Annotated in this window: 17 protein-coding genes; 10 read left to right on the plus strand and 7 right to left on the minus strand. The window is 39.1% G+C overall.

Annotation, left to right across the window (positions count from 1 at the left end; translation table 11 throughout):
- Positions 1–68 precede the first annotated feature (68 nt).
- Entirely contained in the window at positions 69–1,115 is a 1,047-nt protein-coding gene (locus PYW32_RS00525) for an LLM class flavin-dependent oxidoreductase (RefSeq protein WP_016176139.1), read from the plus strand.
- A gap of 310 nt (positions 1,116–1,425) precedes the next feature.
- Here the strand turns inward: PYW32_RS00525 and PYW32_RS00530 are convergent, their stop codons facing one another.
- From PYW32_RS00530 to PYW32_RS00555, 6 genes are all read right to left on the minus strand, one after another.
- Positions 1,426–2,415, minus strand: coding sequence for a helix-turn-helix domain-containing protein (locus PYW32_RS00530; protein ID WP_016176140.1), 990 nt, complete (start codon positions 2,413–2,415; stop codon positions 1,426–1,428).
- Between the two features lie 323 nt (positions 2,416–2,738).
- Positions 2,739–2,963, minus strand: coding sequence for an ATP-binding protein (locus PYW32_RS00535; RefSeq protein WP_016176141.1), 225 nt, complete (start codon positions 2,961–2,963; stop codon positions 2,739–2,741).
- Between the two features lie 33 nt (positions 2,964–2,996).
- The gene (locus PYW32_RS00540) at positions 2,997–3,629 is read right to left on the minus strand and encodes a sensor histidine kinase (protein ID WP_016176142.1); all 633 of its coding nucleotides are present in this window, start codon (positions 3,627–3,629) and stop codon (positions 2,997–2,999) included.
- Between the two features lie 13 nt (positions 3,630–3,642).
- Positions 3,643–4,308 carry a response regulator transcription factor gene (locus PYW32_RS00545; RefSeq protein WP_016176143.1) on the minus strand — a complete coding sequence of 222 codons (666 nt, stop codon included), beginning with the start codon at positions 4,306–4,308 and terminating at the stop codon, positions 3,643–3,645.
- Positions 4,309–4,316: 8 nt separating this feature from the next.
- The gene (locus tag PYW32_RS00550) at positions 4,317–4,634 is read right to left on the minus strand and encodes a hypothetical protein (RefSeq protein WP_016176144.1); all 318 of its coding nucleotides are present in this window, start codon (positions 4,632–4,634) and stop codon (positions 4,317–4,319) included.
- A 212-nt stretch (positions 4,635–4,846) separates the two neighbouring features.
- Positions 4,847–5,728: a LysR family transcriptional regulator gene (locus tag PYW32_RS00555; protein ID WP_016176145.1), complete on the minus strand. Its 882-nt coding sequence runs from the start codon at positions 5,726–5,728 to the stop codon at positions 4,847–4,849.
- A gap of 251 nt (positions 5,729–5,979) precedes the next feature.
- On the opposite strand from PYW32_RS00555, the gene PYW32_RS00560 reads away from it, so the two are divergent.
- From PYW32_RS00560 to PYW32_RS00600, 9 genes are read left to right on the plus strand one after another with little or no spacing between them, the layout of a single operon-like run.
- The gene (locus tag PYW32_RS00560) at positions 5,980–6,726 is read left to right on the plus strand and encodes an amino acid ABC transporter ATP-binding protein (protein WP_016176146.1); all 747 of its coding nucleotides are present in this window, start codon (positions 5,980–5,982) and stop codon (positions 6,724–6,726) included.
- Positions 6,727–6,736: 10 nt separating this feature from the next.
- A complete protein-coding gene (locus PYW32_RS00565) occupies positions 6,737–7,441 on the plus strand; it encodes an amino acid ABC transporter permease (protein WP_016176147.1) in 705 nt (234 codons plus the stop codon).
- On the plus strand, positions 7,438–8,289 hold the full coding sequence (locus PYW32_RS00570) for a transporter substrate-binding domain-containing protein (protein WP_016176148.1): 852 nt from the start codon (positions 7,438–7,440) through the stop codon (positions 8,287–8,289). The genes PYW32_RS00565 and PYW32_RS00570 overlap by 4 nt, the downstream gene beginning before the upstream one ends.
- Positions 8,290–8,309: 20 nt before the next feature.
- Complete coding sequence (locus PYW32_RS00575) at positions 8,310–9,152, plus strand: dimethylarginine dimethylaminohydrolase family protein (RefSeq protein WP_016176149.1); 843 nt, start codon at positions 8,310–8,312, stop codon at positions 9,150–9,152.
- 13 nt (positions 9,153–9,165) lie between these two features.
- Positions 9,166–10,800 carry a hypothetical protein gene (locus PYW32_RS00580; protein ID WP_016176150.1) on the plus strand — a complete coding sequence of 545 codons (1,635 nt, stop codon included), beginning with the start codon at positions 9,166–9,168 and terminating at the stop codon, positions 10,798–10,800.
- Between the two features lie 42 nt (positions 10,801–10,842).
- Positions 10,843–11,796 (plus strand): NAD(P)-dependent oxidoreductase, encoded by a 954-nt coding sequence (locus PYW32_RS00585; protein WP_016176151.1) that lies wholly within the window; start codon positions 10,843–10,845, stop codon positions 11,794–11,796.
- On the plus strand, positions 11,793–12,905 hold the full coding sequence (locus PYW32_RS00590) for an iron-containing alcohol dehydrogenase family protein (RefSeq protein ID WP_016176152.1): 1,113 nt from the start codon (positions 11,793–11,795) through the stop codon (positions 12,903–12,905). Before PYW32_RS00585 ends, PYW32_RS00590 begins: the two co-directional genes overlap by 4 nt.
- A 13-nt stretch (positions 12,906–12,918) precedes the next feature.
- Positions 12,919–14,190 (plus strand): aspartate aminotransferase family protein, encoded by a 1,272-nt coding sequence (locus tag PYW32_RS00595; RefSeq protein ID WP_016176153.1) that lies wholly within the window; start codon positions 12,919–12,921, stop codon positions 14,188–14,190.
- Complete coding sequence (locus PYW32_RS00600; RefSeq protein WP_071859169.1) at positions 14,187–15,116, plus strand: AEC family transporter; 930 nt, start codon at positions 14,187–14,189, stop codon at positions 15,114–15,116. The genes PYW32_RS00595 and PYW32_RS00600 overlap by 4 nt, the downstream gene beginning before the upstream one ends.
- An 84-nt stretch (positions 15,117–15,200) precedes the next feature.
- Here PYW32_RS00600 and PYW32_RS00605 read toward each other — a convergent pair whose 3' ends face one another.
- Complete coding sequence (locus PYW32_RS00605; RefSeq protein ID WP_016176155.1) at positions 15,201–16,226, minus strand: NAD(P)/FAD-dependent oxidoreductase; 1,026 nt, start codon at positions 16,224–16,226, stop codon at positions 15,201–15,203.
- Positions 16,227–16,237 lie beyond the last annotated feature (11 nt).

Here is a 16,237-nt window from a genome sequence, read left to right on the forward strand (position 1 = left end):
CATATTTGTTGGCTTTCGCTAAAAATGAGTTATAGTTAGAGTAAGACAAAGATAAAGGAGATCAGTTTATGACAACGAATGAAAAAAAAATTTTATTTGGTTTAGATACGTTTGGTGATGTTGCCTATCATGATGAGACCAAAGAACCATTAAGCTATGCTGAGTCATTACGAATGATTGTAGAAGAAGGCAAATTGGCGGATCAATTGGGGATAGATGTGATTGCTTTAGGGGAACATCACCGGAAAGAGTATTCAATTTCTAGTCCAGATACAGTACTTGCTGCTTTAGCGACTGTTACGGAAAAGATTATTTTGGGTACCGGTGTGACAGTTTTAAGTTCAGATGACCCTGTGCGTGTGTATGAGCGTTTTGCGACAGTCGATGCTTTATCGAATGGACGTGCACAAGTCATGCTTGGTCGTGGCTCATTCACGGAATCTTTTCCATTATTCGGTTATGATTTAAATGATTACAATGAACTGTTTGAAGAAAAAATTGCTTTATTTAATGAACTATTAACAGGAGAACCTGTTACCTGGGAAGGACATTTCACTCAATCATTAAATAACGTACAATTATACCCGAAAACAGAAAAACGCTTAGACGTTCAAGTCGGTGTCGGTGGATCACCCGACTCTATTATTCGAGCAGCAAAATATGGCTTTCCAGTGATGTTGGCAATTATTGGTGGCGAACCAGCTCGTTTTCTACCCTATATTGATTTGTATCAACGAGCAACGAAACAATTTGGTCAACCAACGCATCCAGTGGGCATGCATTCACATGGAGTGATTGCTGATACGGACGAAGAAGCCCAAGAAATTGCTTGGCAATACTTGAAAAAATCGATGGATAAAATCGGTTCTGAACGTGGCTGGGCACCCATGACACGTGAACGATTTGCATTTGAAATTTCAGAAGGTTCTTATTATGTGGGTAGTCCAGAAACCGTGGCACAAAAAATTGCGCATGTCATTCAAACACTCGGGGTAAAACGATTTGACTTTGTTTACGGAGCGGGTGGTCAATTACAGAAGGATCGCTTCCGTACGATTCAGTTATATGGTGAAAAAGTCGTACCAAGAGTCAAAGAGTTACTTAAAGAGGGATGAAAAACGTTACCTAGAGGTTTTCAGGGTGTAACCTTGGTGTTTACCTTGATGTAAATACTTATATATAAGTGTTTTGGGTTGTTTTGTTGTTTTTGGAAGGTATTTACCAGGTAATTACTTCGGTGGGGGATAGGTGGTCTTAACTGATGAAAATCAGGTTTTATATTAATTTTGCTTATTAAAAATAGTATTCAGGTAAATATAAAGTTAGTCGTAACCAGCTAATAAGAGGATGTATTCTGATTGTGCGTTTCACATAAGAATAATTTGTAAAAGGCACGAAACCTTGAGTATAGGTTTCGTGTCTTTTTTAGTCTTCTGAGACCATTAATTCGTTAGCAAACGACTGGTATCTTTTCAAAATACGTTGATACAACATAGGCAATTCTGGATGTTGTGCTAATAGTGTATCGTAATGAGGAAGCAACAAACGAAAACTTTGTGTAAGACGGTGCACTTCTTTTGAAATGCTCGTTGGTTCAAAAAATAACGTACCACTAAAGAATGAACAGCAACAATGAATCCGGTGAATGTGTTGTTGGACTTCTAATAAATAGCTCGTAGCTAGTGATGTATGGGCATGTAACGCAAAAGAAAGGGTTTCAGCCATTTCTTGGTTCATCCAAAGCGGTTCTAAACCGATAAGTTGGCGCCATAAAAAGGTACTACCACGTTCGTTTAGCTGAAACGGAGGTTGGTAATAATGGGTGATTGCCGGTTGCCAAGTGTCTAACCAGAGCGGTCGATGCAAGCAAATTTCTTCATAGCGATGCCACCAATTAATCGGCGACAGGTGAAAAGGTGGATCGGCAAGTAAAGAAACCAGTAGCGTGAACCAACGAATTTGCATTTCTGTGCCTTTTAGAGCAGGCATTTTCTTAAATGAGAGTTGCAAGTGATAATGCTGTAAAAGTGGTTCTAATTGGCGGACTCGCCGTTGAAAGCTTGCAGGACTTAGATGCATTTCCCGTTGTAATTGCACACCTGAAGCGTATGGATTATCTAGGACTTTTAAGAGCAATTGAAATGCTTCGCTACGATGCAATAAGGTACTAAAAAAGAGAGACGCATGTTCGTTTGCATAGATTCCTCGTATGTCTTCTTTGGTGACATAAAATCCAATTCCTGTTGAGCGATTATACGAATTTTTTTGCCACTGCCGAATTGTACGGCGTAAGACAGCTGGGCTTTTTTCTAATTTTATTGCCAATTTCGCTAATGGATAAGGATTGGTTTCTTGTAAACAACAAAAAATTTGATACATTAATCGATCTGGTTTTTCCAATAATAAGTTAAACATATTCTCACCTCGTTGCAAAAATACCATAAGAATCTTGTTACACAAAAATTCCCAATATGCTGAAGACCCCTCTTAATGCATCAAAATCTTGCTTAATTGGCTATTTTGCTCTTAAGACACCTGTTTTAGGCTAAAAAAAGAACAATTTACCCTCAATAAGCATGATTTTGATGTATTAAGGCATGTTTAGTTAGCAGTAAGTTTTTTCTTGTTTGTCTTATAAATACGAAGATACCGCGCATTTTCTTTTTTTTAGTGAATTTATAATGGGTGAAATTTCGTCATAAAATTGCGATTAAAAGCAAAAAAGTACTTCTGATTGTTTAATCAAAAGTACTTTCAAAGCTTAGTGTGAGACAAAATAGGTTTTCCTTTGAAGATGCGGTAATCGTGCCATTTAATTCATTGACCATTTTTTTGGTATAAAACAACCCTAATCCTGAGCCATTTTGATTTGTTCGACTAATGTTATCCGTACAAAAAGGCTCAAAGATGCGATTAATTGCTAAGATAGAATGGTCGGTATCGTTGCAAAAAGTGATTTTCAAATGGTTGTCCTCTTCTTCATAGTAAAGAAAGGCCTAGGTTTTTCCGTAGCGCAAAATATTTTGGATAAGATTTTCGATGATTCGTTGCAACTTTTGTTCATCAGTAATGAGCCAATAAGTAGAGCAATCTGTTGGGAAATCAACTTGAATACCTTGTTTTTCAAAATTTTCATAATAGTTTAAAAAGATGGTTTCAATTGTTTGAATGACTTCGATTTTTTGCCAGTTTGTTTGCGTTGAATCAATGGTGAATTTGGCTAATTCATAGAATTCATTCGTCAGTACAACCAATCGTTCAACTGATGCCTCAATTTGCATGAGATGTGTTGGATTTAACTCTTGCTCATTTTGTAGTAACTGTAGGTATCCTTTCATCGCAGTTAAAGGGGTTCGTAAATCATGGGAAATGCTGGTAATCGCATGTTGAACCGATTGTTCAGTCAGATTTAGCTGTTCTCTTTCTGCTTCATAAGCATCAATCATCGTGTTTATTTCATCAACTAACTTCACTAAATCAGGTTTATAAAAAGTATTAAAAAGACGACTGCCATATTTTGATGTTGTTGGGATATTACGAACAGATGTAGTTAATAAACGTATCTCTCTTTTTAAGAAAAAAAGATACAGCACTAGTCCAATCAATAACAAACTTAAAATCACAACCATAATTGCCTCCAGACTAGTCAAATTTGAATCCAATTCCCCAAACGGTTTTAATATACTGCTGATTGGATAAATTAATTTTTGCTCTTAAATTACTGATGTGTACATTGCTCGTTTTGTCGCTATCATAATAGGGTTCCTCCCAGATTGTTTCGTAAATAGTTTGTCTACTAAAAACTTTTTGCGGATAAGTTAAAAAGAGTGTGAGTAATTGAAACTCCTTCATTGTTAAATTGACGGGCTGATTTGCGACACTCACTTCATGGGTTTCCAGGTCTAGCTCAATGTCTTGATAGACGATTTTTTGTGTATTTTGAGTGTGTCTTTGGTGACGCAACTGGATTTGAATCCTAGCGAGTAACTCGGCTAAATCAAACGGTTTGATCAGATAATCATCTGCGCCATTTTGCAATAATTGGACGCGTTCTTGAACATCTTTTTTGGCTGAAATTACAATTACTGGTACAAAAGACAATTGACGAATGTTTCTTAACAATGCTTCGCCAGTCATACCTGGTAGCATTAAATCCAATAAAATTAAATCAACAGCTGTTTGTTGTAATAAGAGTTGGCCTTCTGTTCCAGAAAAAGCAGCTAGAATTTGGTAATTGGCTTTTTCAAGGCATTCTTTTAACATTTCTTGAATCGCTGGATCGTCTTCCACGACTAAAATTTTTGTCATTTGTTTACCTACTTGATATCTGTTTTATGAAATAATAAGACACCTACTAAAAACGATAGCACAATTGTTGAAATTGCTACAAGCAGAATCATTGGATATTGGTCGATTGTCGTTAATTGTGTAAAGTCTTTATATAATAAATGCGTTTGTACCACCCAATCAACTAAGAAGGTTAATTGCGGAATTTTATAAAATAGTCCTGGTAAAAATCCCATGATGACAGTATAGGACAGACAATAAATCATAGAAATCCCGATATGACGACTCCCAAACGCAATCATCAAATAAATGGATGAATTCGCTAATAAAATAAATAACTGAACCACTAACGTGTAAAAAGCATAACTATAATAAAGGATTAAAATATTTTAAAGAGTATGTAGAATTGTTAGAAACGTATATCAACAATTAGTTTAAAATGAAGCAATAATCCCCTGATGAAAGTTGTCTTTAAACAATGCTTTCATCAGAGGGGATTTTTTGTGCAATTTTTTAAGAAAGGGGTGTTTAGCGAGTAATGGTTTTTCGTACAAATTGCTTATAGCGGATGAATTTCGGACATAATTAAGTCGGAACATTTTTCAATTTGTGTGTGCATGGGGTTACTTGTACGGAAAATTAAGCGTGTTTTGATTTTCACTTCTTTAAAATCGGGTGTGGACAATACTTTGATTCGTCCTTCGTGAATATCTTTTTGTAATACTTCTTCAGATAACACAGCGATCCCTGTATGTCTTAGGAGAGCTTTTCGGATGAGCTCCAAATTGTTGAACGTAATTCGTTTTCTCTGTGTCAATTTGTTTTGAATCATAAAATCCATTAAAAAGCTACTATAGGAGGATTGGGAGCGATATTCAAGTAGCGGTAACTCCAATTCTGGATTTTTTTTGAGGGCAGCGGCCAATTCTTTGGAAGTAACTAAGGACACCTTGTCTTCACTCAAAACGCGTTGACGAATGCCAAAGGTTGAGTAATTCCCGCTCATGATCCCAATATCGTATTTATGATCACGCACGCCTTCAAAAATTTTTTTGGAATGTTCAACAGTGATGACTTCAATTTGAACGTGAGGAAAATTTTCATACAACTTGGGAATGAAATTAGACAAATGCATCGATAAATAATTTAAGTCTCCTGCGATACGCAACTGCAAAATGTCCTTGGATTGATTGTCAATTTTCCGAATCGCGTCATCTAATAAATTGAATATTTTACTGGAACATTGAAATAAAATTTCGCCTGAGTCTGTCAAAAATAATTTTCTACCGGCACGAATAAATAGTTCGTGTCCTAACGACTGCTCAATTTTTTTAATCTGATTGGTAACAGCTGGTTGACTAATGTTTAGATACTGCGCTGCTTTTGAGAAACTAAGATGTGTTGCACAATAATGAAAAGTTCTCAAATTAATCATGTCCATATTGTTAGCTCCTTGTAGTAAATGATAGTTATACTATAACTTCAAGTTATAATAAAATCAATTTATAAAGATAGACGATAAATGAAGTCATAAAATGTAACATAAAACTGAGAGAGAAGAAATATTTTTTACTCAAGATTTTCTTATAATCCAAAAGAGTGATAGCGCTTTATCGTGGGTGACGCGGGTTAGACGTTTCCGTTTTTTGCCAATATACTTAGACTAAATCCAAGAATGAAGGGTGATGTTGTATGGGGAAGCTAAGAAAAAAAGAAGTAATTCAAATTCATCATATCCAAAAAAAATTCGATGAGAATATCGTGTTAGATGATGTATCATTGACTATTTGGGAAAATGAAGTTGTGGTAATCATTGGCCCTTCCGGTTCAGGAAAATCGACTTTGTTGCGATGTATGAATAAATTAGAAAAAATCGATCAAGGAAAAATTTTTATTGAATACGAAGATGTCTATCAAAAATCGATTAATAACAATCAAATTAGAGAAAAAGTAGTCATGGTATTTCAGCATTTCAATTTATTTTCCAATTTGACGGTCAAAAAGAATATCACTATCGGGCCAGAAAAATTACAAAAACTTTCGCAAAAAGAATTAGATGAATTGAGTGATACTTTGCTCCATCGTGTCGGTCTGTACGAGAAAAAAGATTTTTATCCAGAAAGTCTATCTGGCGGACAAAAACAACGGATTGCCATCGCGAGAGCACTGGCGATGAAGCCAAAAGTTATTTTGTTTGATGAACCGACAAGTGCGTTAGATCCAGAAATGGTCGGTGAAGTCCTTAGTGTCATGAAAGAAACAGTGAAAGGCGGGATGACCGCAGTCATTGTGACACATGAAATGAACTTTGCCAAAGAAGTGGCAGATCGAATCGTTTTTATGGATCAAGGGAAGATTTTAGCAGAAATGACGCCTGAAGAATTAAATTCAGCGCATGAAAATCAGCGAATCGCCAACTTTTTACAAAAAATTCTTTAGGGGTGAAAATATGGAACGAGTACTAACGTTTTTAGAAAGATTTAGCAATTACTTAGTTCAAGGAACCTTGATGACGTTGACGTTAAGCATTTTGACAATGATTTTAGCGATTTTTCTGGGTATGTTAATTGCGACCATGCGGATGAGTAAAAAGAAGATAATAAAACGAATCGCTGTGTTGTACATTGAGGTTATTCGCGCCCTGCCCATCTTAGTGTTACTGTCTATTTTCTTTTACGGTCTCCCGTTGACTGGTGTGCGATTTCCAGACGCCATTGTTTTCGGAGTAGAAATGAGTCGGTTTATCGCCGCTGTGATTGCCTTGTCTGTCGGTAGTTCTGTCTACATTGCGGAAATTTTTCGATCAGGGATTCAATCGATTGATCCAGGGCAAACAGAGGGGGGACGTTCGATTGGGTTTTCTCGGTTGCAAACCATGTATTACATTGTATTTCCGCAAGCCTTACGCAACATTTTGCCTGCGTTGGGAAATGAATTCGCTAGTACGATTAAGGCGTCTTCTCAAGCATCCGTGATTGGGATTGCCGACTTGATGTATCAGGCGAATGTGATTCGAGGCATTAGTTATCAACCTTTCGCACCAATTTTAGCGATTGCGCTTATTTATTTAGTTCTTTCCGTGATTATTACGCGATTGATTGTCTTCATGGAAATTAAATTAAAACGAACAAACAGAGGAGGAACAACTGTATGAAAAAGAATATGATAAAAGGGTTTTTGATTATTTTGAGTGTAGGGATTTTGGCAGGATGTAGTTCTGGAGGAACATCGAGTTCTAACAGTGAAGGAACAGGCAATGCTGATTTTGATAAAATTATGGACAAAAAGGAGTTACGCGTAGCGACAGCCTCAGGTTATGCACCGTATGAATTCATTGATTTGAATGCTTCTTCTACAGAAGTTGTCGGTGTCGATATGGCTTTTGCAGAAAAAGTTGCGGAGGAGTTGGGGGTAAAATTAGTCGTGCAGGATATGACCTTTGGCTCGATTCTAGGTTCGTTGACGCAAGGTTCGGTTGACTTGGCAATCGCCGGTATGAGTATTACCGAAGAAAGAAAGCAATCGGTTGACTTTTCGGAACCATATTTGAAATCAGAGAACCGTGTGATTGCGTTAAATAAGAATGTTGATAAATTCAAAACAATTGATGATTTAAACGATGCACGTTTAGGCGCGCAACAGTCAACAACACAAGAAACCATTATTCAAGAAGCGATGACCCCAAAACAAACGGTCACTTTGGAAAAGATTCCTGATTTGATTTTAGAGTTACTGACGGAAAATATTGACGGTATCGTCATTGAAGATACTGTAGCGCAACAATACTTGATTTCAAATCCCGATATTGGGTTTACTGACATTGAGATTCCTGAAGAATACCGTTATAAAGAAACGGCTGTGGCTATTAAAAAAGGCAATCAGGAATTAGTAGATGCGGTCAATAAGGTTATTCAAGAAAATCAAGACAATGGTAATTTTGATCAGTGGGTCTTGGATTATTCAGAAATTGCTGCGCAGTCAGCAAAAACAGCAAGTAAATAAACAACAGGAAGGTAGATTTTATGGGCGTGAACAGTGGAACCGGCGAATTGAAACAAGTTCTTTTATCTCAACCGACAAATGTTCAAAAGGGAGAACAATTAAATGAGATAGCGAAAAAATGGGAGATTTCAACCATTGATGAGGCGTTAGTCAAGCAAGAATTTTATCGCTTGCAGACACTTTACACAGGGCTAGGGATTGACGTGGAAATAGCTACTCCAGCAGAAACTATGCCCCATGCAGTATTTGCTCGAGATTTAGGAGGTTGTGTCAAAGAAGGGGTCATTTTAGGCAATTTTGCACGAGAGATTCGCAAATCTGAGACGGAATTTTTTCATTCCGTCTTGGAGACGTTGGCGATACCGATCATCGGTGAAATAACTGGTGCTGGTACCTTTGAAGGGGGCGACTTTGCGTTTTTAAATGAACATACGATTGCTGTCGGACTATTAGATCGAACCAATCAAGAAGGGTACCGTCAGTTACAAGAAATTTTGGAACCGCTGGGGTATCGTTTGCATGCTGTACCGATGAATCCAGATTATCTTCATTTGGATATGTGTTTTAACCTAGTGACGCCAGATATTGCCATTGCCTATAGTAAAGGGCTACCGGCGCCTTTTTTAGAATTATTGGATGAATTGGGCATTACGCTAATTGAAGGACCGGAGTCAGAGGTCTTTACTCATGGGTACAATGTCCAGTCGTTAGGCAATCGGCAAGTTATCTCACTGGCACAAAATACAACCATTAATGAAAAGATGCGTCAAAAAGGGCTGACCGTTCACGAAGTAGCCATTACGGAAACACTTAAACTTGGGGGAGGCGTACATTGTATGACATTCCCATTACAGCGTTTATAGGAGGTGAGGACAAGTGTATCAGCGAATCTGTCAATTAACCCTGCCACAGCAAATTGAAGCAGTAGCAAAAGAGCTGGTGAATATCCCCAGTATCAATAATTCTTCTCACGGTGAAGCCGATATTTGTCAGAAAATCAATGACATTTTATTGTCCTTTCCGTATTTTGAAGAACATCCACAGTATGTTTGGACAACTGACTTACCTAATGATCCGTATCAAAGAAAGAATGTGTTTGCTTTTTTACCTAAAAAAGGTGTGGACAAAATCGTTGTACTTCATGCCCACATGGATACGGTTGGGGTTGAAGATTTTGGTAAAATAAAATCATCGGCGTTTCATCCAGAAGAATTGCTGACGTTCTTCAAAGCATACCAAGAAGATTCGGAAGTACAAGCAGAAGCACTCTCTGGAGATTGGGCTTTTGGTAGAGGCATGTTGGATATGAAAAGTGGGATGGCCGTCCATTTGATGAATCTATTATTTTATACGCAGCATTTAGAAGAATTGCCTTTTAACCTACTGTTTATGGGCAATCCCGTGGAGGAAAACGATCATACAGGTGCCATTGAAGCATTACCTGAATTAATGAAATTTAAACACCAAGGCTATGAATTTATTGCCGCCATTAATACAGATTTTGTCTCCCCATTGTATGAAGACGATCAGACGCGCTACTTATATACCGGCGCTGCTGGGAAAATGCTCTCTTGTTTTTATATTAAAGGGCGAGAAGCGCATGTGGGAAATACGTTACAAGGGGTAGACCCAACGTTATTATCAAGCGCAATTAATCTGGCAATCAATACGAATCCTGCCTTATGTGAAGAGATTCAAGACGAGGAAATTTTGCCGTCTTCGGCGCTCTATCAAAGAGATCAAAAGGATTTTTACAATGTACAAACCGCAAAAACGGCACATCTTTATTTCAATACATTTTTGTATGAAAAATCAGTGAAAGACGTCTTAACACTTTTACTGACTGCAACCGAACAGGCCGTTATGCAAGTGACAGAGATGTTGGATCACCGTTTAGCCACTTACCGAGAGAATATTGCTGTTCCACTTGGTAAGATTGATCATCGTGTACACGTATATTTATTTGAAGATTACGTGGAGTTTTGTCGCCAAAAAGTTAACCCGGAAGCAATCTTACAGACCCTTTTGACAAAAAAATTGGATAAACGCGAATTGGGATTTGCTCTGATTGACGCATTGGAACATGCAACTGGAGATGATTCCCCCAAAGTCATCTTGTTTTTAGCACCACCATTTTGTCCACACAATGAAATTGAAAAAAATTCTCGGCTAGATCAAGCCATTCAATCTGCAACAGAAACGATTACCCAAGAAACCGGTGACGTTTTCAAAAAAAGACGCTTCTTTCCTTTTTTATCAGATAGTAGTTACTTAGCGATGAATGAAACGGATAGTGAAATTGAAGCCATTATGAAGAATTTTCCGGGAATGAACACGATTTACCCATTGCCCGTTCAGGAGATTCAACAACTGTCCATTCCAGCCGTTAATTTAGGTGTGTTTGGGAAAGGGGCACATACTTGGAAAGAACGAATTTATAAACCGTATTCGTATGATGTATTGCCACGGTTGATTCGTCACGTATTGAAAAATTTAGAAGATCAAAAGTAGAAACTGACTAACAGAGTCACTTTAGTCGGAAGGGAGACGTTTATGAGAATACTGATTAGCGATTATCCAGATGTTTTAGCCAGCAGGGAGTTGTCGGTGGAAGTGCAGGCACTCAAAGCAGTTGATGCTAGTTTGGAAGTGGAAATCTATCCGTATCGCAACCAGCAAGAATTTTTGGAGAAAGTCAAAGATGCCGCTGGATTAATCACTGCATTTTTAGATTTAGATGCTGCATTTTTTCAAAATGATTTACAACTACAATGTATTTCAATCAATGCGACAGGGTTTGACAAAGTTGATTTAGATGCTGCCAAGCAAAAGAATGTGACTGTCGTTCCCTTAGTTAATTATTGTACGGAGGATGTCGCCGATCACACGTTGGCGCTTTTACTCGCGTTGAACCGTAAATTAAAAGCGTATGGCAATCAAATTGAAAACGAGCATGTTTGGCGTTATAAATCTGTAGGGCCGATGCATCGCTTGTCTACACAGACGCTAGCAATCTTTGGTTGTGGAAAAATTGGTTGTGCTGTAGCGAAGCGGGCGCAGAATTTCGGGATGGAGATTCTTGGGTATGACCCCTATAAAACAGTAGCAGAATTGGCTACTTTGGGCATCAAGAAAGTCGGTCTCGAGGAGATTTTACAAAAAGCCGATATTATCAGCAATCACATGGCAACGACTTCAGAAAACAAAGCCGTTTTCAACCGTCCTTTCTTTGAAAGCCTAGAAAAAGCGCCATTGTTTTTAAATCTTGGACGTGGTGAGAATGTCGATGAAGCGGCATTGTTGCTGGCGTTAGATCAAGGATGGATTCGCGGTGCGGGGTTGGATGTCCTTGCCAGTGAAAAGCCAAATCTTGAAACAGAACCTTTATTGCGACGTGAAAACGTGATTATCACACCGCATGCATCGTTCTATTCAGAAGAATCTTTGAATAGCTTGCAGTTACAATCAGTCGCAAACTTAGTAGAACATTTGGAGGTAGTCAAATGAATGTCTCTTTTTTTATGCCAACACAGGTTTTTTTGGAAGAAAATGTTGTTCAAAAAAAAGCTGATCTCGTGCGTGCGTATGGGAAAAAAGCAATGATTGTTACGGGGAAGTATTCGGCAAAACGTAGTGGTGCGTATCAAGATATTACTGCCGTTTTGGACGAAGCAGCGATTCCTTTCGTCTTATTCGATCAAGTTGAAAACAATCCTTCTTTGGAAACGGTATTGGTTGGTGCAGCGCTTGCTGAAGAAGAAGCCGTTGATTTTATCATTGGTATCGGGGGTGGTTCACCATTGGATGCTGCAAAGGCAGTTGCGGTCTTGACAGTCAATGGATTAAATGTAGAAGCACTGTTGCAAAATGATTTTAAAGAAGCACTACCTATTCTAGCAATTCCTACAACAGCAGGGACTGGTAGTGAGGTGACTCCGTATAGCGTGCTTGTCAAAAAAGACCTTGAAACGAAAGTCAGTTTTGGTAACGAATGGACATTTCCTAAACTAGCACTGATTGATCCCAAGTACACCGAAGCAGCGCCACTAAAAACGATTCTTTTTACAGCCGTCGACGCGTTTACCCATTCATTTGAAGGGTATTTGAGCAAACGAGCCACGCTTTTGAGCGATGCGTTGGCGTTGAGTGCATTAGCCGTTTTTGGTCAGTGTTTGCCAGCATTAAGGAACCAGGAATTCTCAGCAGCGCTTCGTGAAAAACTGATGTACGTCTCACTCATTGGTGGTCTGGTTATTACTCAGACTGGCGTGACGAGCGTTCATGGTATGGGGTACTGTTACACGTATTATCAAGGAATTCCACATGGGCAAGCGAATGCCTTTTTACTACGCAGTTATTTGGCGTATGTAGATACTTATGAACACGATAAAATTCAGCAAGCGATGAAGGTAATGGGCTTCTCTGACACAGCGGTTTTCTTGGAACAGATTGACGCATTAGTCGGCAAACCTCGAAAATTGACAGCCGAAGAAATTGCACGTTACACAACACAAACAATGATTCAAACACGTAGTCTAGCAAATACTGCAGGTGAAGTGACAGAAGAGGTCGTTTCTGCCTTGTGGACAACGACGAATCTTGAATTAGATAGTTAAAAGGAGGAAACTGATGGTATCTTTATATGAACGTGCACAAAAAGTTATGTCGCCTGTAGCGAATCGAGCGACAACATTAGGTGTTTCAAAAGGCGAAGGTAGCTATGTTTTTACAGAAGATGGACGCAAAATTCTTGATTTTGCCAGTGGTGTAGCGGTCAATAATTTAGGACACAATCATCCTAAAGTGATTGCTGCGGCAAAAGCACAGATGGATCAATTGGTACATGGGGGGCATAATGTCGTTTATTATGAGAGCTACGTGGCACTCGCTGAAAAACTGGTGGCGATTTCCAAGGTTCCTTCCAAAGTTTATTTTAGCAACAGTGGTGCTGAAGCAAATGATGGCGCGCTGAAATTGGCAAAGTATGTCACAAAGCGACCGGCAATTATTTCTTTCAAAAATAGTTTTCATGGTCGGACAATTGGCGCGATGTCAATTACTGCGTCCAACGCCGCGTATCGCAAAAGATATGAAGGTATGATGCCCAGTGTCTACTTCGCAGAATTTCCACAGTTGTCTAAAAGTCCCTATCCAGTCATCGATGGAAAAACACCGCAACCGTACTTCGATCAATTTGATGAGTTATTTCGGTCAATGATTGATCCTTTTTCCGTTGCAGCAATTATTTTGGAACCCATCCAAGGTGAAGGCGGATACGTGGTTCCACCGAAAGATTTTGTCCACTTTTTACGACAATTGTGTGACCGTTATGGCATTTTACTGATTTTTGATGAAATTCAGACAGGGTTTGGCAGAACAGGATATATGTTTGCTTCGGAATACTTTGATGTCGAACCAGATATCCGAACGGTTGCTAAAGGAATTGCGAATGGTTTTCCTCTGAGCGCGATTTTGGCAAAAGAAGAACTGATGGATCAATGGGAATCAGGCGCACATGGTGGAACATTTGGTGGCAATCCAGTTGCTTGTGCCGCAGCTCTGGCGACAATTGAGGTATTAGAAGAAGAAGGCATCCACAATGCGCAAAAAATGGGTACCTATTTTATTGAAAAACTCTATGATTTACAAAAAAAATATCCTTTTATTGCGGAAGTCCGCGGGGTAGGTTTGATGTTAGCGGTGGAATTTTCCGATACAACGCAAAAAAGTTCGCAGGAAGTGTTACAAACAGTCATCCACCAATGTTTGTCAAACGACTTACTTTTACTTTCCTGTGGTCCTCATAAAAATACGGTTCGGTTCATTCCACCAACCACTGTATCTGTGGCAGAAATTGATGTTGCACTAGCTGTCTTTGAGAATGTGTTACGTGAACTATGATTGCCGCCCAGCTTGTCTTACAGCAGTTACTGATTATGGCGGTGTTTATCAGTATTAGCTGGTTTTTGACGAAACGGAAGATGTTGGATGTTGTTGGAGCCAAGCAGATGAGCACTATTTTGCTTTATGTGATTGTCCCAGCTTTGATTGTGTCTTCGTTTCAAAGAGAGTGGGCGATGAAGGAATTTTACGGCTTGCTGTTGGCTGGTTTTTTAGCAATAAGCTACCATGTTCTCGCTATCTTCATCAGTAAACGGTACCCTAAAAACTCTTATGAAAATACGATTCACGGACTAGCAATCGTCTACTCAAATTGCGGATTTATGGCGTTTCCTATTTTGCACACCTTGTATGGTTTGGATGGCATTTTTTACGGTGGCGTCTTTGTGGCTGTATTCAATCTTTTTTTATGGTCACATGGGATTCGGCATTTTCAGGACTGGAACAAAGATGCACTCAAAAAAATACTATTGAATCCGGGGATTGTTCCTGTCGTCATTGGGATGTTGCTATTTGTTTTTCAAATTTCATTGTCACACAACGTTACTCAGCTATTGTCCATGCTATCCGCAGTCAATACACCACTTGCGATGTTTGTCTTAGGCATTTATCTGGCACCGGTCAAACTGCGACCGTTACTTCGGGATAAGACGATTTGGCAAACAACGGGTTTTCGTTTGATTATACTACCATTCGTCTTTTTTCTACTGACAAAACCGATCGTCGCCTTTTTTATCAGCGAGGAATTGCAACAGATTGTGGAAATTATTGCGATATGTGGCGCTTGTCCGGTTGCCAGTTCGATTATTTTAATTCCAAGCTCGTTGGGAAAAGATGGGGAACTAGGCGCTAAGCTTGTGTTGTTTACAACGATGTGTTCCATTGTGACGATTCCGCTAGTCGTTTATTTGATTCAGTCTTTTTGATTGGACATAAGGATGAGACCAGAGAAACGCCCACCAGCTCAAATCATTTTTGAGTTGGTGGGCGTTTTAGGTTAGGAATCATTGTCAGTTTGCGTCATCCATCTGTTCAATCAATGTTTGATTGAAGTCATCAAATTTTTCATTATGAGAAGAAACCATGCCGTGGCCAAAACTTTCTGGGTCAAGGTATTGCTTGATTTGGTTCACACTGAGCGCCGCTTCTTGAAACGCCCCCGCTAACAAATAGACTTTCCCTTTTGAAAACTGAATATCACCGGCAGCAAAACAACCAGGAACATTAGTAATGGTTGGTTCTTCGCAAGCAAGATAAAAATCTTGTTCACGGTTAAATTCAAAGGCAAGTTTATCTAAAAAGGAGCTGTCACGATCATGTCCGTGTTGCACAAGGAGATGGTCAGCCGTTAAGGTAGTATGGTCGTCTAATAATAATTCCATCCGTTTGTCGGGACTTTGACGAATTGCTCGAATATCGCTAGCAAGAATAACTTTGCCACCATTTTCTTTAAATGAAGTGATCGATGCTTCATGCGCTTTTAGTTTGTCGCCACGATAGATAATCGAGACAGTATCAGTGAATTTCAAGCACTCATTTGCATAATCAACAGCACCGTCACCCCCACCAGAAACAATCATATGCGTATCTTTTAAAATCCGATAATCCGGAAAGGCATAGTAGACATGGTCTTGAACGGCTATATCAATAGGCACCGTTAATTTTTTCGGAGAAACAATGCCGCCACCAATCGCAAATAACACGGTACGACCAGGATGAATACGACCTTGTTCATCTTCCACATAAAAAATATTGTCTTCTTTGGTAATCTCGACAGCTTTTGAACTTGTGTAGAAGTTTGCTTGAAATGTTTGCGCTTGTTGGATGAGGTTGGTACGAACATCAATTCCACGTGTTGCCGGAAGAGCACCAACATCCCAAACGAATTTTTCTGGATAAAAATTGATTTTCCCGCCCAGTTCATCTTGTGCTTCCAGAACAGTTACGGTTAAATCGCGGAGACCGGCATAAAAGGCAGCATATAAGCCAGCAGGTCCGCCGCCAATAATTATCACATCAACTATTGCTTGTGTCATCGAATCCCTCT

This window comes from Enterococcus saccharolyticus subsp. saccharolyticus, assembly GCF_029023825.1.
GTDB lineage: Bacteria > Bacillota > Bacilli > Lactobacillales > Enterococcaceae > Enterococcus_F > Enterococcus_F saccharolyticus.